25 protein-coding genes are annotated in these 25,745 nt (G+C 72.9%); 12 read left to right on the top strand and 13 right to left on the bottom strand.

All coding sequences use genetic code 11. From position 1 onward, the window contains the following. Positions 1 to 26 precede the first annotated feature (26 nt). The 3 genes from M2163_RS41305 to M2163_RS41315 form a co-directional block, all read right to left on the bottom strand. Positions 27 to 1,145: a PP2C family protein-serine/threonine phosphatase gene (locus M2163_RS41305; RefSeq protein ID WP_280896581.1), complete on the bottom strand. Its 1,119-nt coding sequence runs from the start codon at positions 1,143 to 1,145 to the stop codon at positions 27 to 29. Between the two features lie 600 nt (positions 1,146 to 1,745). Then, positions 1,746 to 2,969: an MFS transporter gene (locus tag M2163_RS41310; protein ID WP_280896582.1), complete on the bottom strand. Its 1,224-nt coding sequence runs from the start codon at positions 2,967 to 2,969 to the stop codon at positions 1,746 to 1,748. A gap of 364 nt (positions 2,970 to 3,333) precedes the next feature. After that, positions 3,334 to 5,046 carry a helix-turn-helix domain-containing protein gene (locus tag M2163_RS41315; RefSeq protein ID WP_280847734.1) on the bottom strand — a complete coding sequence of 571 codons (1,713 nt, stop codon included), beginning with the start codon at positions 5,044 to 5,046 and terminating at the stop codon, positions 3,334 to 3,336. A gap of 260 nt (positions 5,047 to 5,306) precedes the next feature. Between M2163_RS41315 and M2163_RS41320 the strand changes: the two genes are divergently transcribed. The 5 genes from M2163_RS41320 (at position 5,307) to M2163_RS41340 (ending at position 11,260) form a co-directional block, all read left to right on the top strand. Next, entirely contained in the window at positions 5,307 to 7,046 is a 1,740-nt protein-coding gene (locus M2163_RS41320; protein WP_280896583.1) for an FAD-dependent monooxygenase, read from the top strand. A gap of 47 nt (positions 7,047 to 7,093) precedes the next feature. Next, positions 7,094 to 7,963, top strand: coding sequence for an intradiol ring-cleavage dioxygenase (locus M2163_RS41325; RefSeq protein WP_280896584.1), 870 nt, complete (start codon positions 7,094 to 7,096; stop codon positions 7,961 to 7,963). Then, the gene (locus M2163_RS41330; RefSeq protein WP_280896585.1) at positions 7,960 to 9,027 is read left to right on the top strand and encodes a maleylacetate reductase; all 1,068 of its coding nucleotides are present in this window, start codon (positions 7,960 to 7,962) and stop codon (positions 9,025 to 9,027) included. Before M2163_RS41325 ends, M2163_RS41330 begins: the two co-directional genes overlap by 4 nt. 43 nt (positions 9,028 to 9,070) lie before the next feature. Further along, positions 9,071 to 9,985: a YceI family protein gene (locus M2163_RS41335; RefSeq protein WP_280847729.1), complete on the top strand. Its 915-nt coding sequence runs from the start codon at positions 9,071 to 9,073 to the stop codon at positions 9,983 to 9,985. 168 nt (positions 9,986 to 10,153) lie between these two features. Next, a complete protein-coding gene (locus M2163_RS41340) occupies positions 10,154 to 11,260 on the top strand; it encodes an FAD-dependent oxidoreductase (protein ID WP_280847727.1) in 1,107 nt (368 codons plus the stop codon). 292 nt (positions 11,261 to 11,552) lie between these two features. Here the strand turns inward: M2163_RS41340 and M2163_RS41345 are convergent, their stop codons facing one another. From M2163_RS41345 to M2163_RS41365, 5 genes are all read right to left on the bottom strand, one after another. Next, positions 11,553 to 12,233 carry a response regulator transcription factor gene (locus M2163_RS41345; RefSeq protein ID WP_280896586.1) on the bottom strand — a complete coding sequence of 227 codons (681 nt, stop codon included), beginning with the start codon at positions 12,231 to 12,233 and terminating at the stop codon, positions 11,553 to 11,555. A gap of 145 nt (positions 12,234 to 12,378) precedes the next feature. Next, positions 12,379 to 12,909, bottom strand: a complete 531-nt coding sequence (locus M2163_RS41350) for a hypothetical protein (RefSeq protein WP_280896587.1) — start codon at positions 12,907 to 12,909, stop codon at positions 12,379 to 12,381. Beyond that, positions 12,806 to 14,020: a CaiB/BaiF CoA-transferase family protein gene (locus tag M2163_RS41355; RefSeq protein ID WP_280896588.1), complete on the bottom strand. Its 1,215-nt coding sequence runs from the start codon at positions 14,018 to 14,020 to the stop codon at positions 12,806 to 12,808. Before M2163_RS41355 ends, M2163_RS41350 begins: the two co-directional genes overlap by 104 nt. Positions 14,021 to 14,118: 98 nt before the next feature. Beyond that, positions 14,119 to 14,283, bottom strand: coding sequence for a hypothetical protein (locus M2163_RS41360; protein WP_280847722.1), 165 nt, complete (start codon positions 14,281 to 14,283; stop codon positions 14,119 to 14,121). A gap of 120 nt (positions 14,284 to 14,403) precedes the next feature. Beyond that, complete coding sequence (locus M2163_RS41365) at positions 14,404 to 14,862, bottom strand: MarR family transcriptional regulator (protein WP_280847721.1); 459 nt, start codon at positions 14,860 to 14,862, stop codon at positions 14,404 to 14,406. A gap of 147 nt (positions 14,863 to 15,009) precedes the next feature. On the opposite strand from M2163_RS41365, the gene M2163_RS41370 reads away from it, so the two are divergent. Continuing rightward, complete coding sequence (locus M2163_RS41370; RefSeq protein WP_280847720.1) at positions 15,010 to 15,381, top strand: hypothetical protein; 372 nt, start codon at positions 15,010 to 15,012, stop codon at positions 15,379 to 15,381. On the opposite strand, the gene M2163_RS41375 is transcribed toward M2163_RS41370, so the two are convergent. After that, positions 15,378 to 16,367 carry a helix-turn-helix domain-containing protein gene (locus M2163_RS41375; RefSeq protein WP_280847719.1) on the bottom strand — a complete coding sequence of 330 codons (990 nt, stop codon included), beginning with the start codon at positions 16,365 to 16,367 and terminating at the stop codon, positions 15,378 to 15,380. The two genes, M2163_RS41370 and M2163_RS41375, sit on opposite strands and share 4 nt — an antisense overlap. A gap of 157 nt (positions 16,368 to 16,524) precedes the next feature. Then, a complete protein-coding gene (locus M2163_RS41380) occupies positions 16,525 to 17,499 on the bottom strand; it encodes an alpha/beta hydrolase (protein WP_280896589.1) in 975 nt (324 codons plus the stop codon). Between the two features lie 321 nt (positions 17,500 to 17,820). Between M2163_RS41380 and M2163_RS41385 the strand changes: the two genes are divergently transcribed. Continuing rightward, positions 17,821 to 18,702: an LLM class F420-dependent oxidoreductase gene (locus M2163_RS41385; RefSeq protein WP_280896590.1), complete on the top strand. Its 882-nt coding sequence runs from the start codon at positions 17,821 to 17,823 to the stop codon at positions 18,700 to 18,702. Positions 18,703 to 18,848: 146 nt separating this feature from the next. On the opposite strand, the gene M2163_RS41390 is transcribed toward M2163_RS41385, so the two are convergent. Then, a complete protein-coding gene (locus M2163_RS41390; protein WP_280847716.1) occupies positions 18,849 to 19,055 on the bottom strand; it encodes a hypothetical protein in 207 nt (68 codons plus the stop codon). Between the two features lie 117 nt (positions 19,056 to 19,172). Here M2163_RS41390 and M2163_RS41395 point away from each other — a divergent pair, with 117 nt between their 5' ends. Next, positions 19,173 to 20,078, top strand: a complete 906-nt coding sequence (locus M2163_RS41395) for a LysR family transcriptional regulator (RefSeq protein WP_280896591.1) — start codon at positions 19,173 to 19,175, stop codon at positions 20,076 to 20,078. Positions 20,079 to 20,212: 134 nt separating this feature from the next. On the opposite strand, the gene M2163_RS41400 is transcribed toward M2163_RS41395, so the two are convergent. Continuing rightward, a complete protein-coding gene (locus M2163_RS41400; RefSeq protein ID WP_280847714.1) occupies positions 20,213 to 20,776 on the bottom strand; it encodes an NAD(P)H-dependent oxidoreductase in 564 nt (187 codons plus the stop codon). Between the two features lie 102 nt (positions 20,777 to 20,878). Between M2163_RS41400 and M2163_RS41405 the strand changes: the two genes are divergently transcribed. Genes M2163_RS41405 through M2163_RS41420 form a run of 4 tightly spaced genes read left to right on the top strand, consistent with a single transcriptional unit; the run spans position 20,879 to position 25,308 of the window. Next, positions 20,879 to 21,559 carry a helix-turn-helix domain-containing protein gene (locus M2163_RS41405; protein ID WP_280896592.1) on the top strand — a complete coding sequence of 227 codons (681 nt, stop codon included), beginning with the start codon at positions 20,879 to 20,881 and terminating at the stop codon, positions 21,557 to 21,559. A gap of 47 nt (positions 21,560 to 21,606) precedes the next feature. After that, positions 21,607 to 22,647, top strand: coding sequence for a LacI family DNA-binding transcriptional regulator (locus tag M2163_RS41410; RefSeq protein WP_280847712.1), 1,041 nt, complete (start codon positions 21,607 to 21,609; stop codon positions 22,645 to 22,647). Between the two features lie 15 nt (positions 22,648 to 22,662). Then, the gene (locus tag M2163_RS41415; protein WP_280896593.1) at positions 22,663 to 23,841 is read left to right on the top strand and encodes a 4-hydroxybenzoate 3-monooxygenase; all 1,179 of its coding nucleotides are present in this window, start codon (positions 22,663 to 22,665) and stop codon (positions 23,839 to 23,841) included. 30 nt (positions 23,842 to 23,871) lie between these two features. Continuing rightward, positions 23,872 to 25,308, top strand: coding sequence for a benzaldehyde dehydrogenase (locus M2163_RS41420; RefSeq protein WP_280896594.1), 1,437 nt, complete (start codon positions 23,872 to 23,874; stop codon positions 25,306 to 25,308). A 25-nt stretch (positions 25,309 to 25,333) separates the two neighbouring features. Here M2163_RS41420 and trxA read toward each other — a convergent pair whose 3' ends face one another. Continuing rightward, positions 25,334 to 25,720, bottom strand: coding sequence for a thioredoxin (gene trxA, locus M2163_RS41425; RefSeq protein WP_020134976.1), 387 nt, complete (start codon positions 25,718 to 25,720; stop codon positions 25,334 to 25,336). Between the last annotated feature and the right edge of the window lie 25 nt (positions 25,721 to 25,745).

Below are 25,745 nucleotides of genomic sequence, written 5' to 3' on the forward strand. Positions count from 1 at the left end.
GGCGCCGCGCGGCCGGGCGGTTCTCACTAGCGCAGGGAGCGGCGGACCGTCAGGACGGCCACGTCGTCGTGCGGGCCGCCGTTCCCGGCGAACGTCCGGGCGTCGTCGTGCAGGGCCTGCGGCAGCTCGGTGGGGGACAGGTCGACGTACGTCGTCAGGCGCTCGTCGAGCGGGTAGAACGCGCCGTCGGCCGAGCGGGTCTCCGTCAGGCCGTCGGTGCTCAGCAGCAGCGTCGCGCCCTCGGGGAAGTCGAACCAGCCCACGGTCGTGGGCTCGTGGGCGAGTTCGGCCAGGCCCAGCGGTACGCCGGGTTCGAGTTCGAGCGTGCTGACCGTGCCCTCGTGCAGCACATGCGGCAGGACGTGCCCGCAGTTGACCGCCTGCACCTCCGTGTCCGCGTCGACGCAGACGATGAGCGCGGTGACGAACCGCTCGTCGTCGCCGGTGTGCAGGGCGTAGGAGTTGTGCCGCACCACGGCGGCGTCCAGGGCGTCCACGAGCGCGGTGAGGGTGGGCTCGCGGTGGGCCGCCTCCCGGAAGGCGCCGATGACGGCGAACGCGGAGCCCACCGCGGCCAGCCCCTTGCCCTGCACGTCCCCGATCAGCACCCGGGTCCCGAAGGGTGAGTCGACGACGTCGTAGATGTCCCCGCCGACCAGCCGCTCCTCCTGGAGCGGCTCGTAGACACCGTTGACCAGGACGTCGTCGGTCAGCAGGGGCAGGGGGTGCAGGATGTGCCGCTGCATGGCCGCGGCGGTGGACCGCAGCCGCAGCATCGCGTCCTCGCGTCTGATGCGCCGGTGGCAGCCGTAGACGGAGGTCGCGGCCAGGACGACGGTGAACAGGATCAGCAGGAGCCGGTCGAACCAGTGGCCCGCGTCGCGGTCCCGCAGCAGCACGCTGGCGGTGACGACGAGCGTGGTCCACACGGCGACGAACGCCGTCTGCCGGACCGTGCCCAGCGCGGAGGCGGCGCCCGGGAGGAACACCAGGAGCCCGAGGAGCCACACCTCGGACCCGGACAGCGCGCCGAGGAACTCGACCAGACCGGTCACGATCACCACCGAGGCGACCAGCTGGGCGTCGCCCGGAGGTTCGATGGCGTCGAAGGTGTCGCCGGGTCTCTTGCGGCGGCTACCGGTCATGCGTGCTCCCGGGCAGACGGTGATCTGCCTCTACGGTATGCAGCCACGCTCCGGCTCCGGGCGGCGCCCCGCCGGTCGCACCCCGCCGGAACAGGGGCGCAGCCGCTCAGCGCCCGCGTGGCGCACGGCGGGGTGCGAACGGTACCGGCACCGGATCGGCGCCTCCCGCCATGGCCCCGGCGGGGGTGGGGGTGCCGGATCGGCGGCTGGCTGCGTGGCCGGGGTGGGGGTGGGGGTGCCGGATGGGTGGTTGCCTGCCGTTGCCCCGGCGGGGGTGCGGGTGCCGGATCGGCGGCTGCCTGCGTGGGCGGGGTGGGGGTGGGGGTGCCGGATGAGTGGCTGCCTGCGTGGCCCGGGTGGGGGGCCGGTGCCGGATCCTCGGTGGCTGCCTGCCGTTGCCCCCGCGGGGGTGCCGGTGCCGGATCGGCGCCTCCTGCCACGGCCGGGGCGGGGGTGCCGGGATCGGATCGGCGGCTGCCTAGCGTTGCCCCGGCACCCGTACCGGTACCGGATCGGCACCGCCTACCACCGCCACGGCAGCGGTGCCGGTATCGCCCGCGCTGCCGACCGCTGTCCCGGCATCCCGGCGCCGCCGCGCCTTCATGCGGCTCGTCGCCGTAGGCCCGTCAGTCCCGCGGCGACCAGCAGCGAGGCCACTCCCAGCACCCCCACCGCACCGGCCAGGCTCCCGGCAGCCGACTCCCCGGCCAGCAGTACCAGCGGGCACACGAACTCGCCGCCGAAGAACGCGGCCGTCCACAACCCCGTCCCCCGGCCCCGGTCCTCGAAGGCCAGCCGGGACATCGCGCTCGTGAGGAGGGCCGGCAACAGCATGCCCGTACCCACACAGTTGATCACCGCGCCGATCACCAGCAACGGAGCATTCCCCGCGAGGCACATCACCCCGAAACCGGCCGCGCACACCGCGAACACCGCGGGCAGCATCGGCTCGGGCGCGCGCTTGAGGCGGGCGAAGGCGACCGCCCCGGCCACCGTGGCCGCACTGGCGACCGCCGTGGCCAGGCCGATCACGCCCGAGTTCGCCACCCCGAGGTCGTCGAGCAGGTACGACATCTCGACCGGCACGGTGTAGAAGACCATCGCCCCGAAGAAGGTGAGGGCACAGATGCCGGCCAACTGCCGCCAGGGAAAGGCCCGTTGCGCACCGGCCGGGCGCACGTCCGCGGCCACCCGCCCAGCGGTGCCGGGCAGCGCCGAGGCCATCAGCGGAGCCAGCACCAGGCTCACGGCGTACACCCAGAACGGCACCCGCCAGCCCGCCGACCCCACGGCCCCGCCGAGCACGAAGAACACGGTCGCCGACGCGGACGCGCACATGGTCTGCAGCGCGAGGTACTTCACCCGGCGCCGCCCCGAGTAGTAGTCCCCGATCAGGGTCGTGCAGCACGTCATGATCGCGGCCTCGGTGACCCCGACCAGCGCCCGGCTCGCGATGATCGCGCCCAGCGACTCCAGCCACAGCGGTGCCGTACCGAACACGGCGTACAGCAGCGTCGACGCGATGAGCAGCCGCTTGCGGCCGAGCCGGTCCACGATCACTCCCGCGAACGGCGCCAGCAACGCCACCGCCAGCGCGGGCACGGTCAGCGCGAGCGGTACCAAGGCCTTCGCGCCCGGCACCGACGCGAAATGGTCCTGCATCTTCGGCAGCACCGGGGCGATCAGCACCGCCCCCAGGATCGGCAGACAGCTGCCGGCCATCAGCAGGGTCACCCGCAGCCGGTGGACCGGGCCCGACACGGTGACGGGGGAGGGGACGGTGTCGTCCACCGCGGCGGGGGACGGGGACAGGGATCCGGGCATGACGACTCCAGGGAAGGCGTACGGGGAGCGGGCATGCGGTGAGCGACGGGTCCGGGAGGGCGCTCGGCATGCCGGGGGCGTCCGCACACCGGAGGCGGGCCCGGACGGGCGGCTGCTCCGGACGCCGGCGTGCGGGCTGGCACGACTATGAACGCTCCGGGCGGTCCACCGCCATCCTCCACGCGATCCGATTCCCGTATCGGGTCCATCCATGGAATGGATGGCCCGGGCGAAGGGGTGAAGGGGCGATGGGGTGAAGGGGCGATGGGGCGGCGGCCCGCCGGTGCCGCGCACGGCCGGTGGGGTCCGGCACGGAACGCGGCGGGCTGCCGAGGGAGGCGTCCTACCCCCCCCGGGGCCCTCCTCAGCCCCCGTACTCCCGCAGTTTGCGGTACAGCGTGGCCCGCCCGATGCCGAGTGCCGTCGCCGCGCGGGACTTGTTGCCGCCGTGGCGGTGCAGGGTCTCCAGGATCGTGGCGCGTTCGGCCTGTTCCATCGGGCTGAGCGGGCGCGCGGCGGGGCCTTCCCGCACGAAGTCCGGCAGTTCGGCCCGGCGGACCGGTCCCGAGACCCGTCGGTGCTCCGCCAGGGCCTGGACGACGTGGGCGAGTTCGGTGACGTTCCCGGGCCACGGGTGCCGTTCGAGCGCGCGCAGGGCGTCCAGGGTCCAGGTCAGTGGCGGGTGGCCCGGTGCGGGGCGCGGCGCGAGGGCCGACAGCAACTCCCTGATGTCCTCCGTGCGTTCCCGCAACGGCGGCAGGACCACCGTACGGGCGGCCAGCTTGTCGAGGAGCCGCTGAAGACAGGGGCCGGGCGGGGTTCCCGGGGTGTGGGTGACCAGCAGCCGGGTGTCCGGGTGCGCGTCGAGCAGGGAGTTGAGCGCGGCGACGGCGGGCTGCGTGAGCCGCTCGGCGTGCCGGAGGACGAGCGGGCCATCCCCGGCCCATCGCGCCAACTCTCCTTCCAGCGAGCCGCCTTCGGCCGCGTCGACCAGCTGCGGGGCGCCCGGGCCCAGCAACTCACGGGCCAGCGCGGTCTTTCCCGTCCCGCGTTCGCCGGTCAGCAGCACCGGCCCGGCGGAGCGGGCCAGCCCGGCGGCGCGCTCGGCGGCGTGCCGCCACGGCGGCGAGGAGCCCGCCAGACAGGGCAGCGGGCGCGGCCGGGTCCTCGGCGTGTTCTCGCCGGTCGGCTCCAGGACGGCCACGATCCCCACGACCGCGCCCTCCTGCCGCACGAGGTCGATCCGGGCGTCGCACCCTGCCCCCTCGGGCAGTTCGGCGGCCCCCGGCGCGTCCGTGTGCCGTGCCGCCCTCGCCGTGTGCTCGAGCGCCCGCAGCACCTCGGGAGTCGCCAGCCGCTCCGCCGCCGCGTTGATCAGGCGGTTGCGGCCGTCCAGCGCGACCACCGCGCGGTCCTGCGAGCGTGCCGCCTTCAAGTAGGCCTCCAGGAGGACCCGTTCGGGCCCTGCCGCCCGGGCCGGCAGTGCGGCCTCGACCGCTGCGGCGGCGGCCTCGGCGAGCCCGGCCTGCGGGTGCGGCGGGCGCCCTGAGCGCAGGCGGGAGGCGACGGTGAGCGTGCCGAGCGGCTGTCCGCCCGCCGGCGCGAGGAGCGGGACGCTGACCGCGGACACGTCCTGCCACACGTCGAGGAAGTGCTCGGGTCCGTGCACCTCGGCACGGGCGCGGCGGCGCAGGGCGAGGACCGCGCTGTTGTGACCGACCTCCTGCTCCGACAGCACCGAACAGGGGATGAGCCCGGGCGCGCTCCCGGACGTCCACAGCACGCGCAGCCGTGCGTCCGTGAGGAGGAGGACCGAGGGGCCGGCGCCGAGGGTGGGGGCGATCCGTTCGAGAACGGGGCGGGCGGCGCCGAGCAGCGGCGACCGCGGCGGCCGGGGCGGATCGGCGGCGGGCTCCCGCAAGTCGTGCGGTACGCCGAAGAAACGGGCCCGCCGCCACGCCGCGAGGACCTCCTCCGGCACACCGTCGGGCAGCGGGCGCCCGGACAGGAAGCGCTCGCGCGCCACTCGCAGGGGTGGGAGCGCGCGGACTGCGGGGGAGGGCTCTGTGGCGGTCACGACGTACCCACCGTAGCCGGTGCAGTTGAACAGGCAACAACCCCCCTGCGCGGCTGCCGTGTCCGGTACGGCACCACCGGGTGCCGTAGGGACCGCGGTTGCCGCCGCGGGCGCAGCCGCCGCAGCTCCACTCCCCACTCACCCTCCCCGCTCACCCCTGTCCGCCCGCCGCCGCTGTATCGAATTGAGACACCCGCGACCCGCCGTTCCCCAGCATGATCAAAACTGCCCCCGTCCGTGAGCCCCCGCCTGGAGCGCCCGTGTCCCCCGTCGTCGAGACCGACGTCCTGATCGTCGGCAGCGGCCCGGCCGGAGGCTCGGCCGCGCTCGCCCTGAGCACCTACGGCGTGCCGAACATCGTCGTGACCCGCTACGCGCGCCTCGCCGACACCCCTCGCGCGCACATCACCAACCAGCGGACCATGGAGGTGCTGCGCGACCTCGGCGTCGAACAGGGCGTCATCGCGCGGGCCACTCCGCAGCACCTGATGGGCAACACCACCTTCTGCACCAGCCTGGCCGGCGAGGAACTCGGCCGGGTGCGCTCGTGGGGCAACGACCCGCTCGTCCAGGCCGCCCACGAACTCGCCAGCCCCACCCGCATGTGCGACATGCCCCAGCACCTCATGGAGCCGGTGCTCGTCGACGCGGCCGTCGCCCGCGGCACCGCCCTGCGCTTCGAGACCGAGTACCTCTCCCACACCCAGGACGCCGACGGCGTGACGGCCACCGTGCGGGACCGGCTGCGCGGGGACACGTACGAGATCCGGGCGAAGTACCTGATCGGCGCGGACGGCGGCCGCTCCCGCGTCGCCGAGGACGCCGGGCTCCCGATGGGCGGCCGGATGGGCGTGGCCGGCAGCATCAACATCGTCTTCGAGGCCGACCTGACCAGGTACACCGCCCACCGGCCCGCCACCCTGTACTGGGTCCTCGCCCCGGGCGCCACCGTCGGCGGCATCGGCGCGGGCCTGGTGCGCTGCGTCCGGCCCTGGAACGAGTGGCTGATCGTGTGGGGGTACGACGTCACGGCGGGCGCCCCCGACCTGACCACCGAGTACGCCGAGTCCGTCGTACGGCAGCTGGTCGGCGACGACGAGATCCCGGTGACCATCAAGTCGTCCTCGGCCTGGACCGTCAACGAGATGTACGCGGAGAGCTACTCCCACGGCCGCGTCTTCTGCGCCGGGGACGCCACCCACCGTCATCCGCCGTCCAACGGCCTCGGCTCCAACACGTCCATCCAGGACTCCTACAACCTGGCCTGGAAGCTGAAGCTCGTCCTCGACGGCACGGCCTCCCCGAAGCTCCTCGACACCTACACCGCCGAACGCGCCCCCATCGGCAAGCAGGTCGTCACCCGCGCCAACCGGTCCATCGGCGAGACCGCCCCCATCTTCGAGGCCCTGGACGGACTCTCCCCGCAGACCCCCGCACAGCTGTGGGCCAACATCGCCGCGCGCAAGGACGCCACCGAGGCCGCCGAGAAACAGCGGGCCAGGCTGCGCGAGGCCATCGCCTTCAAGGTGTACGAGTTCAACGCGCACGGCGTCGACCTCAACCAGCGCTACACGTCCGAGGCGATCGTCCCGGACGGCACCCCGGCGGAGACGTTCGCACGCGACCCCGAACTCCACCACCAGCCCACCTCCCGCCCCGGCGCCCGCGTCCCGCACGCCTGGATCACCTCGAGCACGCGGACGGTGTCCACCCTGGACACGGTCGGCAAGGGCCGCTTCACCCTCCTCACCGGCATCGGTGGCGAGTGCTGGCTGCGGGCCGCCGAGGCGCAGCAGGCGGACATCGCCACCGTGGTCGTGGGGCCGGGACAGGAGTACGAGGACCCCTACGGCGACTGGGCGCGGCTCAGGGAGATCTCCGACGCGGGCGCCCTGCTCGTACGGCCCGACGGGTTCGTGGCCTTCCGGCACGCGACCGCCGCTCCGGACGCCGAAGCACTTCTGTCCGGCGCGCTGCGTCGGATCCTCGGACACGCCTGAGACGCGCGACCATGGAAGAACCCGCACGTCGACCAGGAGGAGCCGGGATGACCACGGACGCGATCGGGGCCGGTGTCACCGAGGAGGCCGTCGCCAGTCTGCACGCGACCGCTGACCCGCGCCTGCGCGAACTGCTCGCCGGACTCATCGGCCATCTGCACGACTTCGTGCGCGAGACCCGGCTCACCCAGGAGGAGTGGGAGAAGGCCGTCGCCTTCCTGACGGCGACCGGGCAGAAGTGCACGGACACCCGGCAGGAGTTCATCCTGCTGTCGGACGTCCTCGGCCTCTCCATGCTCGTCGAGACCGTCAACGGCGACCGCGTGCAGGGCGCCACGGAGTCGACCGTCCTCGGCCCGTTCCACATGACCGAGTCCCCCGTCCGGGAACTCGGCGACGACATCGATCTGGTGGGCGGCAGCGAGCCGTGCGTGGTCAGCGGCCGGGTGCTGTCGGCGGACGGCACCCCGCTGCCCGGCGCCGTCCTCGACGTCTGGCAGGCCGACGACCAGGGCTTCTACGACGTCCAGCAGCCCGACGTCCAGCCCGCGGGCAACGGACGCGGACTGTTCACCGCCGACACCGAGGGCCGCTTCTGGTTCCGCACCTGCGTGCCGGCGCCGTACCCGATCCCCACCGACGGCCCGGTCGGCGACCTGCTCCGGGCCACCGGCCGGCACCCCTACCGCCCCGCGCACATCCACTTCATCGTCGGCGCCGAGGGCCACACGCCGGTCACCACCCACATCTTCGTCGCGGGCAGCGACTACCTCGACTCCGACGCCGTCTTCGCCGTGAAGCGGAGTCTGGTGCAGGACTTCGCGGAGACCGACGACCCGTCCCTGGCAGCGGAGTTCGGCGTCCCCAACCCGTTCCGGCACGCCCGCTTCGACCTCGTCCTGGAGCCGAACGCATGACGTTCATGGGCGAGTTCACCTACGAGAGCCGTCCCGTGCGGGTCGTGTTCCGGCCGGGCGCCGCCGTGACGGCGACCCCCGGCGAGGCCGAACACCTGGGACTGCGACGGCTGTTGGTGGTGTGCGGCAGCCGGGGCGAGTCCGTCGCGCGGGCCGTGGCGGACGCGCTCGGCGACTCCTGCGCCGGGCTGCACGCCGAGGCCCGCATGCACGTGCCCGCCGAGGACGCCGACCGGGCCGTGACGGTGGCCCGCGAGACCGGGGCCGACGGTGTCGTCGCGGTCGGCGGCGGCTCCTCCATCGGCCTCGGCAAGGCGATCGCCCTGCGCACCGCCCTGCCGCTGATCGCCGTGCCGTCGACCTACTCGGGCTCCGAGATGACCCCCGTGTGGGGCCTGACCGAGGGCGGCGCCAAGCGCACCGGACGCGACCCGAGGGTCCAGCCCCGCAGTGTCGTCTACGACCCCGAGCTGACCCTCTCCCTGCCGGTACCGCTCACCGTGACCAGCGGCATCAACGCCCTCGCGCACGCGGCCGAGGCGCTCTACGCCCCGGACACCTCCCCCCTGATCGCGCTGATGGCGCAGGACGGCGTACGGGCGATGGCCGAGGCGCTGCCCCTGCTGGCCGCCGACCCCGGGGACCTGGATGCGCGCGGCCTGGCCCTGTACGGGGCATGGCTCTGCGGGGCGTGCCTCGGGGCCACGACGATGGGCCTGCACCACAAGCTCTGCCACGTCCTGGGTGGCACCTTCGGGCTGCCGCACGCCGAGACGCACACGGTCGTCCTGCCGTACGCGCTCGCCTACAACGCCCCCGCCGCCCCCGACGCGTTGACCGCGCTGGGGCGGGCACTCGACGCCGACGACCCGCCAGGAGCCCTGTGGGACCTGGCCGGCCGCCTCGGCGCCCCACGCTCCCTCGCCGCACTCGGCCTCCAGGAGACCGACCTGGACCGGGCGGCCGCAGAGGTGGCGGGGCAGCCGTACGCCAACCCGCGTCCCGTGACCGCGGACGGCGTGCGGGCGGTGCTCCGGGCGGCCCACGAGGGCCGTCGGCCATGAGTGCCGCGGCAGAACAGCAAGTCCCCTAGGAAAGGTGAACATCATGGCCCTCGCACTCCTCAGGCGCCGGCGGTCCAAGGCTGCCCATGCCGAGGCGGCGGGCCTCTCCGTCCCCCTCCCCGAAGGTGCGGGCGCCGTGGCCCGCGAGATCGTCGACCCGATGGGCTCGCCCATGCCGGGCGCGGACGTCACCGTCACCGCCCTGGACACGCACCGGGTCGCGGCCCGCGGGACGACCGACCCCTACGGCTACTTCGTCGCCGTACTGCCACCTGGCCGCTACAGCCTGCTGGCCGCCGCCGAAGGACTCCAGCCGCACCGCGAGACGGTCGAGGTCGGGCCGAGCGGCGCGGCACCGTCCGAGCGGGTCTGGCTCCAGCCGGCCCAGGCCCTGCAACTGCCCTCACCCGGCGTCTGGTTGTTCGATCCGCCGCACACCGCGATCCGTTTCATCGCCAAGCACGTCGGCATGGCGCACGTCCACGGCCGCTTCGAGCGTTTCGAGGGCGGCATCCAGATCGCGCAGGACATGTCCCAGTCCCGCGTCCAGGTCCGCATCGACGCCTCCAGCATCACGACGGGCAACACCACCCGCGACAACCACCTGCGCTCGGGCGACTTCCTCGACGTGGAGCGCTTCCCCCACATCGACTTCGTCAGCAGCCGTTTCGCCTACCGGGGCGGCAGCAAGTGGACCTTGCAGGGCAGCCTGACCATGCACGGGGTGAGCCGCTCGGTCGCGCTGGACACCACCTACCTCGGCACGGTCAACGGCGGTTACGGCGAGGAACTGCGCTGCGCGGCCCTCGCGACGGCGGAGCTGCACCGTGAGGACTACACGCTCAACTGGCGGTCCATGCTGGCCCGGGGCATCGCGGTGGTCGGCCCCACGGTCCAACTGGAGCTGGACGTCCAGGCGATGTACCGCACCCACGACACGCCGACCCCGCCGGAGTAGGAGGCAGGGCCGGTGCCCGTGGCTGGAGTGACACGTTCTCCACGGAAAACTCACACGACCCAGCTGTAACTTTATGTTTCAAGCGTTACGCTCGCCGTCATCCGAGTGCTCGGGGGAGCGGCTCGTCCGCCACGGCACTCCCTCCCCCCACGGTTCAGGAGACTCGGCGTGAGTGACGGCGACGTAGTGGTGATCGGCGGCGGCTATGCGGGCGTCCGGCTGGCGAAACGGCTGGACACGACGGCCCGGGTCACCCTGGTGGACCGCAAGGAGGTCTTCTTCCACCGGATCTCCTCTTTGCGCGCGGGAGTGCGCAGGGAGTGGAGCGCGACCCCCTTCATCCCCTACGACCGGCTGCTGCGCCACGGCCAGGTCGTCGTGGGCAAGGTGGTGCGCATCGACACCACCGAGCGACAGGTCGTGCTGGCCGACGGCACACGGCTGCCCTACGACGTGGTGGTGATCGCGACCGGCGCCGACTACCCGGAACCGGCCCGGTTCGCCGGGACCACCACCGAGGAGGCGATGAAGTCCTTCGCCGAGCACCAGCAGAAGATCGCCTTCGCCGAGCACGTCCTCGTCGTCGGCGGGGGCCCCTCCGGCGTCGAACTGAGCGCCGAGATCCGGCTGGCGCGTCCGGACGCCCGGGTCACGCTCGCGCACTCCGGTCCCGCGCTGCTCGGCGGCACGGGCAGCGAACGGGCAGGCCGCAGGGCGCGCGCCTGGCTGGAGGCGCACGACGTGGAGGTACGGCTCGACTCCTTCATGTCCCCGGGCAGCGACTTCGGCACCTACCGAGACGCCCGCGGCGACGTCCTCACCGCGGACCTGTCCTTCTGGGCCACCGGCACCACTCCCAACACGCTCTGGCTGCGCCTGGGCGGACACGGCGACTGGCTGACCCCCTCCGGGCACGTGAAGGTCGACCGCTCACTGCGGGCCGAGGGGCAGCTGGACGTCTTCGCGGTCGGCGACGTCAACGACGCCACCGAGCTCAAGATCACCCCGGCCGCGCTCGCCCAGGCCGACCTCGCCGCCTGGAACATCCGCGCCCACCTGCGCAGTTCGGGCCGCCACCGCAAGGAGCCCCGCTTCTACCGGCCCGTCCACCGCACTCCGCTGATCGTGCCCTTCGGCCCCGCCGACGGGGTGACCATGCTGCCCGTGCCGGGCGGCGAGACGGCGGTGCTCGGCGGCCGCACCAGCACCCTGGCCAAGGCGAAGACCCTCATGACGCCCTACATGCGACGCCAGCTCGGTTACACGGCGGCCTGATCGGCGAGGGGAGCGTGTCGGCACCGGTGTGCCCGGTTTCCCGGTGCGCGGCGATCCGCGCGCACGCCTTTGGGCGGGCGTCGGCGGGAAGGGCGGAAGCCCGGGTGGACTCACCCGTCTCCTGGGGGAGTTGAGACCGACCGCCCCGCCATGCGGCGCCCGGCGGAGCCCCGGAGCCGGGTGGCGAGGAGCAGCTCGTGCGGGGCCCGCCGCGGGCGTGCGGCACCCGCCGTCCCGGCCTCGCCGCGGGTCGGCCGGCCGAAGCGGCGACAGCGGGCAGGTCGGAGAGGGCTCACGCGTGCAGCACGTGCTGCGTGGGCCGGACCAGGCCCGACTCGTAGGCGAACACCACCGCCTGGACCCGGCCGCGGGCACCGATCTTGGTGAGGATGTTGCTGACGTGGGACTTCACGGTGGTCGGGGCGATGGAGAGCCGGTCGGCGATCTCGGCGTTGGAATCGCCGGAGGCGACCGCGGTGAGCACGTCGCGTTCGCGGTCGGTGAGCGTGTCCAGCCGGTTGCCCGGGAGCGGACTCTCGTCGAGGGCGCGCCGGGTGCGGACGACGTCGATGAGCGCGCGGGCCAGTCCGGGGGAGACGACGACGTCACCGGCGGCCACGACCCGGACGGCCGCGACCAGTTCGTCGGCGGTGGCGTCCTGCGGAAGGTGACCGGCGGCTCCGGCGCGCAGGGCGCCGTAGGGGTAGGTGTCGTCGCCGCTGGTGAGCAGCAGGACGTGCGGGGCGTGTCCGTCCGGGGCGTGGGCGAGGCGGCGGACGGTCTCGACGGTGTCGGTGCCGGTGCCGCGGTCGTCCAGCAGGACGACGTCCGGCCGGAGCAGTGCGCTCAGCCGGACCGCCTCGGGCCCGTGCGCCGCCTCGCCGGCGACGGTCAGGTCGGACTGGGACTCGAGGAGCATTCGAAGGCCGACACGCTGGAGTGACTGGCCGGTGGCGATGAGGACGCTGGTCATGGCGTGCGTGCTCCATCCTCGTCCAGCGCGCAAGATGCTGAACGAAACGGTTTCGTTCTCGTGGGAGTCAGCCTAGCTCCGGAACTATCGAGACGGGAGCGTATCGATTGTGGGGTGGCTCACATTCGTACTGGCGGACGTCGCGTCAGCCGCTCTCCACCAGGCTCTGCGTGCCCAGCACCGAGATCAGCCGCAGCTTCTCGGCGGCCTCGGTGCCGGGCTCGGCCGAGTACACGAGGATGTGCAGGTCGTTCTCCTCCACCCGGAGCAGGTCGCAGTCGAGGGTGAGCATGCCGACCTGCGGATGCTCGACCGTCTTGTGCGAGGTGGCGAGACGGCCCACGACCCCGGCGTCCCACAGTTCCGCGAAACGCTCACTCCGGGCGCGCAACTCCGCTACCAACGAGGTGAGTTGGCGGTCGGCGGGATAGCGGGCGGCGGTCGCGCGCAGTTCGGAGACCATGCCCGTCTCGAAGGCACGCCGTTCCTCCGGGGTGTGCCGCACCCGGGTCGGCATGCCCGTGAAGTTGCGCCACACGCCGTTGCGTTCGAAGCCCCGCAGGGCGGACGGGTCACCCATCAGGGCCGCGTACATCGGGTTGGCCAGCAGCAGCGTCATGGCCGCATCGGAGACCGCGACGGGGGTGTCGACCAGCCGGTCCAGCAACCGCTGCACACTGGGCGTGATGAACCCGGGCACCACCTCCGGGCCCGGCGGCACCAGACCCGCGAGACCGAAGAGGTACGTGCGCTCGTCCCCCGAGGGCGACCTCCTGCCAGCGGCCGCGGGCGGCCAGGACCGGGTGGTCGAGGAACGCGGAGACGTCGTTGACGCCCGCGCAGGCGATGCCGATGCCCTCCAGGTCCTTCAGCACCTGAGCGGCCTCGGAGCACGCGATCCGTTCGGCGACCACGGCGTTGAGTTCCTCGCGGTGGGCGACCCGGGCCGAGCCGGTGGCGAAGCGCGGGTCCTCGGCCAGCTCGGGCCGCCGCAGGAAGTCGGCGCACAGGACGATCCACTCGCGTTCGTTCTGGATGGAGAACAGCACGTCCTTGCCGTCGGCGGCCGTGAAAGCGCCGTACGGGGCGATGGTGGCGTGCTGGGTGCCCAGACGCGGCGGCTGACTGCCTCCGTAGCGGGTGTAGTGGGCCGGCTGGCTCATCCACTCGGCCAGCGCCTCGAACAGGGACACCTCCACCGGGTGGGCCCTGCCCGTGGTGGCGCGGGTGTACAGAGCGGTCAGGATGCCGCTGTAGGCGTACATCCCGGCGGCGATGTCGGCGACGGAGATACCGACCCGGGCGGTCTCCTGCGCGGTTCCGGTCAGCGACACCAGGCCCGTCTGGCACTGCACCAGCAGGTCGTACGACTTGCGGTCGGCCCACGGCCCGTCCGTGCCGTACCCGGAGATCGTGCACGGGATCAGCCGCGGCAGGCGCTCGGCGAGGACGTCCACACCAAGGCCCAGCCGGTCGGCCGCGCCCGGGGCCAGATTCTGGACGAACACATCGGCGCCGTCGAGGAGTTGGTGCAGTATCTCGATGCCGCGCGGGTCCTTGAGATCCAGCGTGAGCGACTCCTTGGACCGGTTGAGCCACACGAAGTAGCTGGAGTGGCCGTGCACGGTCGTGTCGTAGCGGCGGGCGAAATCACCCTCGCCCGGCCGCTCCACCTTGATCACCCGCGCGCCGAGGTCGGCGAGCTGGCGGGTCGCGTAGGGCGCGGCCACGGCCTGCTCCAGGCTGACCACCGTGATCCCGGACAGGGGAAGCTGCGGCACGCTCATGCGGATCTTTGTACGGCCGGACCGGAGAGGGTGTCAACGATCACCGAGCCCCCGCGGTGCGACCCCCGTCCCCGTCGCTCGGTGTCGCTCGGCGCCGCTCAGTTCCGCCGCTCCGGATGGCACAGCACCATGACCGCCCGGGCGACGAGCTCCCCGGCCCCGCCGAGTTCCTGCCGGTAGCGGCCGGTGATCTCCCGTACGGCCGCGACGAAGCCGGGGTCGACTGCGCGGGCCCGGGCCGGGGCCGGGAGCTGCGAAGCCATCTCGCGACGGCGCGCCAGCAGCGCGATGATCTCCTCGTCGAGACGCTCTGTCCGACCTGAACACCTTGCCCGTGGCGGCCGACGGCGATTCCTCCCGGACCCGGCGGAGCTGGCACTGATTCAGGCCGGTACGCCGAGGGATTCCAGAGCTCTTACGAGGGGGGCGAGTTCGGGGGTGCCGGCGGCTTGGTCGAGGGCTTCGCGCAGGGCCTTCTCGTTGGTGGGGCGGGCCTGTTCGAGGAGGGTGCGGCCGGTGTCGGTGACGTCGGTGTAGATGCCGCGGCGGTCGGTGGGGCACAGGTAGCGGGAGAGCAGGCCGCGGTCCTCCAGGCGGGTGACCAGGCGGGTGGTGGCGCTCTGGCTGAGGACGACGGCGTCGGCGACCTGTTTCATCTGCAGGTGGCCGCCCTCGCCGTCGTGCTGGCGGCCCAGGACGTCGAGCAGGGAGTACTCGCGCACGCTGAGGTCGTGGGCGGCCTGCAGGGCCTTCTCGATGTGCGCCTCGATCCGCCCGTGCAGCAGCGAGAGCGCACACCAGCCCTGGGCGAGCGCGGTGAGCGAGGGGTCTGTGGCGGTCATGGGGCCTGCTTCCTCCGTCCCGATACGGATACCCCCAGGATATTGCATCGCTGAAACTTTCAGCGTCTGCTTCTATTGTGCGCGCGCAACTATCGGGCTCCGCATGTTCGGTACCCGTATCCGCACCGCCCACAGAGAGCGACTCCGATGACGACCCGGCCCTCCACCACCACCCTGTGGCGCCCCACCGGCCCCAAGGAGCTGGACCTGGTCCGGCAGCTCGACTGGCGCGCCTGGCCGCCGAGGCTGCCCGAGCAGCCCATCTTCTACCCGGTCCTCGACGAGGGCTACGCGATCAAGATCGCCAGGGACTGGAACGTCAAGCACGACGGCGCCGGCTTCGTGACCCGCTTCGAGGTCGAGTCGGACTTTCTGCGCCGCTACCCGGTCCAGCAGGCCGGCGGCCGCACGATCCTCGAACTGTGGGTCCCGGCCGAGGAGCTGGACGCCTTCAACGCACACATCGTGGGCCGGATCGAGGTGGTGCACGAGTTCCGCCGACCTCCGCGCCGCCGCTAGGGCCGCGCCAGGTGCCGCATCGTCAGGGCCAGTTGCAGCCGTAGCCGTCCCTGGGGTGTGCGCAGGGGCCAGCCCAGCAGATGCTCCGCGTGGGAGAGGCGGTCCTGGAGCGTGGAGTGGTGGACGTTGATCTCGGCGGCGGCCGCCCGCAGGCTCACCGTCGAGACCACGGCGTGCAGGGTGGCGAGCAGCCACGGTGTGCCCGCCCCGGCCGCCTCCAGCACCTGGACGTCGGGCGGCGGTTCCGCCCCCGGGGCGACGATGTCGGCGAGCAGTGCGACACCGCCCAGTTCGTCGGCGTGCACGACCATCGGCCCGGGGTCCTGGGCCGTGCCCTCCGCGGTGAACCGCAGCGCGGTGCGGGCGTCCGCCCAGGACCGCGGCAGTTCCAGCACGGGCACGGCGGGACCCACCCCGACCCGCCCCGCGGGCAGCCCGGCGTCGGTCCGGGCGGCCACGATCCGCGGCCGCCCGTCGAGCGCGGCCAGCGCCCGGGCGGCGGCCGAGGGATCCAGCCCCAGCCCACGTGCCGCGTGCAGACGTACGTCCTCGGGAGCGGCCGCGTCCAGCACGGTCTCCACCAGGGCGGGGTCATCGAGGGGGGCGCGTCCCCGGGTGCGGTCCAGGACGAGCCGTACCGCCCCCGCGGCCCGCTCCAGAATCACCGCGTCGACCACACTGGGTGCCGCTTCGGCCCGCTCCAGCCACAGCGCGGCCACCCCACCGGGCGCCAGCGCGGCGGAAGGCCAGCCGGGATCAGGCGGCGCTCCGGAGTCCCGGCGCGTCCCGTCGGCCTCGACCCGCACCTGCACCCGCCGCTCGGCATCGACGAGCCGCGCGGGCACCCCGGCCAGCACGGCCGCCCCACGCACCAAGGCCTCGAGCCCGGCCCGTGACTCCGACAGCCGATCGAAGTAGCCGATCACCCGCACCGCGGCCCCGGCATCCGGATCCAGGGCGGTCAAACGCCCGGCCAGCTCTTTCATACGCCCATGGTGCGCCACGCCATGCTCCAGGAGGACCCCCAGCGCACCCCACAGAAGCCGAAGAACTGCGGGACCACCGCCCGACAGGGGCGCGGGGAACTGCGCGACCGGCCACGACGCACCCGCACACGTCCTCCCCGCCCCGCCCCCACAACCCCTAGCTGCCCAGCAACCTCCGCAACCAAGAAACATGCGCCCCCCGCGCCGCCTGCGACAACGCCGCCTGCGGAGCGAACCCGTCGAACCCGTGGAAGCCCCCCGGCCACACATGCAGCTCCGCCACCCCACCCGCCTGCCAGATCCGGGACGCGTACGCGACGACCTCGTCCCGGAACGTCTCCGCCGACCCCACGTCCAGGAACGCGGGCGGCAACCCCGACAGGTCCTCGGCCCGGGCCGGCGCCGCGTACGCCGGTACGTCGGGACCACCCCGCGCCTCGCCCAGCAGCGCCGTCCAGCCCGTCTCGTTGGCCGTACGGTCCCAGACCCCCAGCCCCGCCATCTGGTACGTGGACGGACTGTCGTTGCGGTCGTCCAGCATCGGGCACATCAGCAGCTGCCCCACCGGCCGCGGCCCCCCGCGGTCCAGGCTGAGCAGCGCCAGCGCCGCCGACAGCCCGCCCCCCGCACTCGCACCGGCGATCACGATCCGCCCGGGGTCGCCGCCCAGCTCCTCGGCGTGCTCGGAGGTCCACACGAGCCCGGCGTAGACGTCCTCGACCGGTGCCGGATGCGGATGTTCGGGCGCCAGCCGGTACTCCACCGACACCACGACCGCGTCGAGTTCCCTCGCCCAGGCCAGCGGACCGTCCACGCCGACGCGGTTGTTGCCGATGACCATGCCCCCGCCGTGGACGTGGTAGATCACCGGACGCCCCGTGCCCCCGGACGGCGCGGCGGGCCGGCAGATCAGCAGCGAGATCTCGGGGGCACCCTCGGGACCCGGCACCGACCGGTCCTCCACCTCGAAGAAGCCGTCCCACGTCAGGTCCAGGTCGGCCAGCATCGCGATGCCCGGCCCCTGGCGCACGTCGTCGATCTCGTCCAGGGCGAGGCCGGGGGAGATCACGTCTTTGATCAGATCCAGGGCGGCACTGAGTTCGGGGTCGAAGGGGGGCGGCACATGCGTCATGGCTTCTCCTCACGCGGGGGCGCGGCGGCTCGTGGCGTCATGATCGGGGCAACGGCGGCCGCCCGGGGCGCCGCCGTACGGCGGAACCTGCCCGCCGTACGGCGGGGAGTGAGCGTCGAGATTCCGCCATGTCCGGTATGACCTGCGGTTCCTTGCCGGGACATGATCCGTTGTTCGCCTTTCAGCGGGCGGAGGTGGAACGCGCGGGGTGACGGGACGCGCACCCCGGGTGCCTCCCGGAGCGGTGCGCCCTTGACTTCGTGAGCACTTCAAGTCCTAGCGTCGGCAAGGTCGGCGACGGTCCCGTGAACGGAGACGGACATGCGTGTGGGTGTGCACATCAACCGGTTCGACCACCCCGAGGGCGCACCCGCTCTCGGGGCCGAGCTCGCCGCCGCGGGTGCCGCCGCCGAAGCGGCCGGGGTCAGCTGGCTGTCGGTGATGGACCACTACTTCCAGATGGAGTTCAACGGCGGTGCCGAGGACCCGATGCTGGAGGCCTACACGACCCTGGGCTTCCTCGCGGCCCACACCGAGACGGTCCGGCTCGGCGCGCTGGTGACCGGGGTGACGTACCGCCACCCCGGACTGCTCGCCAAGATCGCGACCACGCTCGACGTGCTCTCCGGCGGCCGGGCGGCGCTCGGCATCGGGGCCGCCTGGTACGACCGGGAGCACGAGGGGCTCGGCGTGCCCTTCCCGCCCCTCGCGGAGCGCTTCGAGCGTCTGGAGGAGGCCCTGCGGATCTGTCTGCAGATGTGGGACCCGGCGGCGAACGGCCCCTTCGAGGGCACCCATTACCGGCTCGCCGAGACCCGGTGCGTGCCGGCGCCGGTCAGCAGCCCGCACCCGGAGATCATGATCGGCGGCAGCGGCGAGAAGAAGACGCTCCGCCTGGTGGCCCGCTACGGGGACGCCTGCAACCTCTTCGCCACCACGCCGGAGGAGGTCACGCACAAGCTCGACGTGCTGCGCCGCCACTGCGACACCGAGGGGCGGGACTACGACGCCATCCGCAAGACCATGACCTACTCGGGCGAGGCGGCCGACGACGGTGACCTGGACGCCTTCCTCCAGGACATCGACGGCTACGCCAAGCTCGGCCTCGACACGGTCATCCTCGCCCCGCGCACCGGCGCCCCCGCCGAATGGATCGAACGCTTCACGGCACCGGCCGTACGGCGGCTCGCGGAACTGGACTGACCGCCCGCGTGGCGGCCCGTCCCGACCGGGTCGAGCGGGGCCGGGAGCGGGGGAGTCGCCCATCGACGACCGGGCGGCTGCGGGAGCACCCTCGGGGGACGTGCGCGCCGGGCCGGCGACTCGCCGAGTCGCCCGAACGACACGCTCTAACCCGCCCGCGCGGCGGAGGGCCGGCTGCGGGAGACGACGCGGGTCCCGCGGCCGTCCGTCACGCGGACCTGCAACGAGCCGCACGCGCAGCGGGTCCACGCGGTTCCGCCCGTCGCCGTGCCGTGCCGGGACACCACCTGGAAGGGTTCGGCCCCGTCCGGCCAGCCGCAGTGCGGGCAGACGGCGCGAGTCGTGCTGGTCATGGTGACTCCTGCAACCTCGGGAACGGATACGGCCGTCGCGACACAGCCCAGGATGCGGCGGGGCCTTCGTTCACGTCCAGGTTGACTTCCTGGACGTCACCTTGAAGCGTGGGCTTCATGATTGACCTGCGCCGGCTCCACGTCCTGAGGGCGGTCGCCCACTACGGCACGGTCACCGCGGCCGCCCGCGCCCTGCACTTCACCCCCTCCGCCGCCTCCCAGCAGATCCGCCAGCTCGCCCGCGACCTCGGCGTCGACCTCCTCGAACCCCAGGGCCGGGGGATCCGGCTCACCCCGGCGGCCGAGAGCCTGCTCGCGCACGCCGACGCCATCCAGGCCCGCTGGGAACAGGCCGAACTCGATCTGCGGGCCGACCACGACGAGCCCGCAGGACCGCTGCGGGTGGGCGGTCTGCCGGTGGCCGTCTCGGCGCTGCTCGCCCCGATGGCGGTCCGGCTGCGCGAGCGGTACCGCAGGCTGACCGTCAGCGTCCAGGAAGCGGGCGTACCGGAGAGCTTCGACCTGCTCTTCGAGGGGGAGATCGATCTGGCCGTCGTGGAGGCGACCCCGCACAACCCGCCCATGAGCGACATCCGCTACGACCAGCAGCCCCTGCTGGACGACCCGTTCGACCTGGTCGTACCCGCGGGCCATCCGCTGTCCGGCCGCGACCGCGTGGATCTCGCCGACGTGGCCCACGAGGACTGGATCGCCCCCTTCGCGGACAGCCCCTGCCGCACGCACGTCATGTCGGCCTGCGGCGCGGCCGGTTTCACCCCGGGCGTGGTCCACCACGCCCGGGACTGGGACGTCACCGCCCACCTGGTCGCCCACGGCCTGGGCGTGGCCCTGATCCCCCGCCTGGCCCACCTGACCCCCGACCTGCCGATCACGCGGGTTCGCTGCGCGGGCGACCCGCACCGAAAACTCCTGACCTGTACCCGGCAGGGCGGCCACGAACGCCCGGCGATCGCGGCCGCGCTTTCGGCACTACGAGACCTGGCACCCACGGCGGTGGCCTGAGGCGCGTCGAGGTGGGCGCCCCCAGGGGCGCGGGGAACTGCGCGACCAGCCCCCGACCCGCGGACAGAACACGACAGGGGCCGGAGTACCAGGACTCCGGCCCCTGTCGGGGAACCCGCTCACGCACCGCAGGTTCAGGCCGCGGCGACCTCGCCCGAGTTGCTGTGCAGCTGCGCGACGACCTCGGTCAGCTGGGCGGCGACCTCGGCGTCGTCGGCCGGGTGGGTCTCGGCGAAGCGCACCACGGAGCCCGGGATGGACAGCTTGACGTCCTCGAGGACCTTGCCGCCGGCGATGCCCACGGCCTTGCGGGTCTCGTCCTGCGCCCACACACCGCCGAACTGGCCGAACGCGGTGCCGACCACGGCGACCGGCTTGCCGCCGAAGGCGCCGGCGCCGTAGGGACGCGACAGCCAGTCGATGGCGTTCTTCAGGACGGCGGGGATGGTGCCGTTGTACTCGGGGGAGAAGAGCAGGAACGCGTCGGCGGCCTGCGCGGCCTCGCGCAGCTTCGCGGCGGCCGCGGGGACGCTGCCCTCGACGTCGATGTCCTCGTTGTAGAAGGGGATCTCGGCGAGGCCCTCGTAGAGCACGACCTCTGCGCCCTCGGGGGCGTGCTTGACGGCCGCCTCGGCGAGCTGACGGTTGTGCGAACCGGCGCGGAGGGATCCGACGAGCGCAAGGATGCGAACAGACATGCGTAACTCCAGGGGGTGGTGAAACACTGCGGTAACGTTCCGGACCGGGGTCCGTTTTAATTTCTAGCACCTTAAACGGACCGAGGTCCAGTTTTCTTCCCGATGCTTTACGCTGGCTTCATGTCCGCGACAGTGCCGCCGTTCCCGACGCCTCAGGAGCCCTTCGACAAGCCCCAGCTCCTGAAGGTCGGCTCCGCCCCCGACGATCCCTGCCTCCGCGCCGACGCGGCCCGCAACCGCGCCCGTCTGCTGGAGGCCGCGACCCGGCTGATCGCGGAGCACGGCGTGGCGGGAGTCACCATGGAGGCGGTGGCCTCGGCGGCCGGCGTCGGCAAGGGCACGGTCTTCAGGCGCTTCGGCGACCGCACCGGACTGCTCATGGCGCTCCTCGATCACTCCGCGCGCACGCTCCAGGCGGACTTCCTCGGCGGCCCGCCGCCGCTGGGTCCCGGCGCCCCTCCGGCCGACCGGCTGCGGGCGCTCGGCACGGCCCTGCTGTACCGCCACGCCGAGCAGCTGGACCTGCTGCTCGCCGCGCAGTCCGAGCCGACCCGCCGCCACTCCCACCCCACGGCCGGCGCACTGCACATGCACACCGCCATGCTGCTGCGGCAGAGCGTCCCGGGCGCCGACTGCGAGCTCCTGGCCCACACGCTCATGGCGTACCTCGACCCGGCCCTCATCCACCACCTCACCCGGCAGCGCGGAATGCCGCTGGAGCGCCTGGAAGCCGGCTGGAACGACCTCGTCGCCCGGGTGACCGGCACCGATCCGCTGCGCTGAGCGAAGCGGCAACCCCACATGTGGGCGTCGTCACAGCTTCTGCAAAGATGACGATCGTCATGGTGCAGATACAGAACACGTCCGCGTCCTCCGTCACGCGCCCGGTTCCCACGAGCGCCGATGTGGCCCGCGTGGCCGGCGTCTCGCGCGCGACCGTCTCCTACGTCCTCAACAACACCAGCGCCGTCCGGATCAGCGAGCCTACGCGCCGCCGTGTCCACGCGGCCGCGAAGGAGCTCGGGTACGTCCCGCACGCGGCCGCCCGCAGCCTGCGGGCCGGCCACAGCCGGATGGTCCTGATGCCCGCCCCGTCCATCCCGGTCGGCCCGCTCTACAGCCAGTTCATCAGCGAACTCCAGGGTGCCCTGGGCCGGTTGGACTACACCGTCGTGCAGTACGGCAGTGTCGGCCTCCAGGGCGACGAGGCGGCCCGCGCCTGGGCCGAGCTGCGTCCCGTCGCCGTCCTGGTGCCCGGCGCGGGACTCGGCCCCCAGGGCGTCGCCCTGCTCCGCCGCTCCGGTGCCCGCGCGGTGGTCACCCTCGGCCCCGAGGCGGTCGAGGGAGCCCACGCCCTGCTCATGGACCACGCGGGCGTCGGCCACGGCGCCGCCGCCCACCTGTACGCCCGCGGCCGGCGCCGCATCGGCGTCGTGGTGCCCGAGGAGACGGGTCTGGAGGCCTTCTCGCTGCCCCGTCTGGCCGGTGTGCGCAGGGCCCTGCACGGCACGGACGCCACCCTGACGGAGCTGCCCCTCGCCTTCGAGGAGCAGTCCGCCGCCAAGCTCGCCGCCCGCTGGCGGGAGCTCGGTCTGGACGCCGTGTTCGCGTACAACGACGAATACGCGATGCTGTTAATGCGGGCCCTCCAAGACGAGGGCGTGCGCATACCGGAGGACACGGCGGTGGTCGGTGCCGACGACCTGCTCCTCGGGCGGCTGCTGCGGCCCCGGCTGAGCACGGTCCACATCGAGCTCCCGTCCGGCCGTGACCTCGCCGAACTGGTCGACCGCGCGGTGCGTGAACCGGGCGCCGCGACCGAGACGCACACGGTGCTGGGTGCCACGGTCGTGCACCGCGACTCCAGCTGACGCAGGGAGCCTGCCATGCGCACCACGGTCGGGATCATCGGCGCCGGCCCCGCCGGACTGCTCCTCGCCCGCCTGCTGCACCTGGCCGGCATCGACTGCGTGGTCCTGGAGAGCAGGACACGGGAGTACGTGGAGCACCGCCAGCGCGCCGGAATGCTGGAGCAGGGCACGGTCGACGCCCTGCGCGCCTGCGGTGCCGCCGGGCGCCTGGACGCGGAGGGGCTGGTCCACCAGGGGATCGAGCTGCGGTTCGCGGGGGAGCGGCACCACCTCGACTTCCCCGCTCTCACCGGCGGCCGTACGGTCACCGTCTACGCCCAGACCGAGATCGTGAAGGACCTCGTCGCGCTCCAACTGGCCGAGGGGCCGCCGCTGCTGTTCGAGGCGGAGGCCCTGGCGGTCGAGAAGCCGCAGAGCGAGGCCCCTGTCGTGCGGTTCCGTCACCAAGGCCGCGAGCAGACGCTGACCTGCGACTGGGTCGCCGGCTGCGACGGCTTCCACGGCATCTCCCGCGCGGCCTTCCCGACGGCGACGAGCAGGACGTACGAACACGACTACCCGTACTCCTGGCTCGGGATCCTCGCCGATGTCGCCCCGTCCTGCGACGAGTTGATCTACGCCCGCGGGGAGCGCGGATTCGCCCTGCACAGCATGCGCTCGCCCTCGGTCTCCCGGCTCTACCTCCAGGTCCCCAACGGCACCGACGCCGACGACTGGTCCGACGAGCGGATCTGGGACGAGCTCGCCGCCCGCTTCGCGATCGACGCCGACTGGACCCTCGCCAGGGGCCCGATCACCGCCAAGTCCGTGACCCCGATGCGCAGTCACGTCCACGAGCCGATGCGCCACGGCCGCCTGCTGCTCGCCGGGGACGCCGCCCACATCGTGCCGCCGACCGGGGCCAAGGGGCTCAACCTCGCCGTGTCGGACGTGTCCGTGCTCGCCCGGGCGCTGACCGAGGCGTGCCGCGCAGGATCGACACAACTGATCGACAGGTATTCACAGTTGTGCCTTTCTCGTGTGTGGCAGGCCACCCGTTTCTCGGATGACATGACTAGGATGTTGCATGCTCAACCAAATGGGGATGCGTTCGAGAGCCGGATGCAGCTCACCCGGCTGCGCCGCATCACCGCATCCCGCCATGCGGCCGCCGAACTGGCCGCGAACTACACGGGACTACCGCTCCCCGTGTGAGTCCCACCGGTGATCGAACGGAGAGCCGTCATGTCGTTGCTCGACCCCAAGAGCTGGCAGCCCCACACCCTGTCGGGACCCGAGTACGCGGTCACCGAACCCGCCACCGGCGACACGCTCGCCACCGTCACCCTCGCCGGCGGCGAGGACGTGGAGCGCTCCGCCGAGACCGCCCGCGCCGCCCAGGCCGAATGGGCCAGGCTCCCGCACTTCGTGCGCGCCGGGGTGCTGCGCAAGGCCGGCGACCTGTTCGCCGCGCACGCCGACGAACTGCGCGGATGGCTCGTCCGGGAGTCCGGCTCCATCCCCGGCAAGGCGGACTTCGAACTGCACGTGGCCGCCCAGGAGTGCTACGAGGCCGCCGCCCTGTCCTCCCGCCCGGCGGGCCAGGTCCTGCCCAGCGAGGCGCCGAGGCTGTCGTACACCCGCCGGGTCCCGGTCGGTGTCGTGGGCGTGATCTCGCCCTTCAACGCCCCGCTGATCCTCTCGATCCGCTCCGTCGCCCCGGCCCTCGCCCTCGGCAACGCGGTCATCCTCAAGCCGGACCCGCGCACCGCGGTCTGCGGCGGCATCTCCCTCGCCGCGGTCTTCGCCGAGGCCGGACTGCCGGAGGGCCTCTTCCACGTCCTGCCGGGCGGCCCGGACGTCGGCCAGGCCCTGGTCGCCGACCCGCGCGTCCCCGTCATCTCCTTCACCGGGTCGACCGCGGCGGGCCGGGCGGTGGGGGAGGCGGCCGGACGCCACCTCAAGCGTGCCCATCTGGAACTCGGTGGCAACTCCGCCCTGATCGTCCTGGAGGACGCCGACATCGAGGCCGTGATATCCACGGCGGCCTGGGGATCCTTCTTCCACCAGGGCCAGATCTGCATGACGACGGGCCGCCACCTGGTCCACGCGTCGCTGTACGAGGAGTACGTCGAGCGGCTGGCGGCGAAGGCCGACTCGCTCGCCGTCGGCGACCCCAACCGCGAGCAGGTCCACCTCGGCCCGATCATCGACGACAACCAGCTGGCCAAGGTGCGCGGCCTGGTCGACGCCAGCACCGCGCAGGGAGCCAAGCTGGCCGCCGGCGGCACGCACGACAAGCTCTTCTACCGCCCCACGGTCCTCGCCGGCCTCGACGACAGCACGCCCGCCTACGCGGAGGAGGTTTTCGGGCCCGTCGCACCCGTACGGTCCTTCAGCAGCGTCGACGAGGCGGCGGCGCTCGCCGCGGCGGGGCCGTACGGACTCTCGCTCGGCATCGTCACCGGGGACGCGGCCCGCGGTCTCGACCTGGCCGAACGGATCCCGACCGGCATCGTGCACATCAACGACCAGACCGTGAACGACGAGGCGGTCGCCCCCTTCGGCGGCATCGCCGCGTCCGGCACCGGCGCCCGCTTCGGCGGCGAGGCCAATGTGGAGGCCTTCACCGACGTGCGCTGGACGACGGTACGTGCGGACGTGGCGACGTATCCCTTCTAGGGACTGGACGTAGTCCTTTCAGGGACTACTGGTCGTTCTGCTCGGCCTGGGCCTGCTGTGCGGCCACGGCCTTGCGGACCTCGTCCATGTCCAGCTTGCGGGCCTGCCCGATGACGTCCGTCAGGGCCGACTCGGGCAGCGCGCCCGGCTGGGCGAACACGGCGACCTGGTCGCGGACGATCATCAGCGTCGGGATCGACTGGATGCCGAAGGCCTGCGCCAGCTCAGGCTGCGCCTCGGTGTCCACCTTGCCGAACACCAGGTCGGGGTTGTCCTCGGCGGCCTTCTCGTAGACCGGCGCGAACTGGCGGCAAGGACCGCACCAGGACGCCCAGAAGTCGATCAGGACGAACTCGTTGTCCGTGACCGTCTGGTCGAAGTTCTCCTTGGTGAGCTCCACGGTGCTGCTCATGACGTGATCCCTCTTCCTGGTCTCG

Origin of the sequence: Streptomyces sp. SAI-135 (genome assembly GCF_029893805.1) — a bacterium.
In the GTDB taxonomy this organism is placed as follows: domain Bacteria; phylum Actinomycetota; class Actinomycetes; order Streptomycetales; family Streptomycetaceae; genus Streptomyces.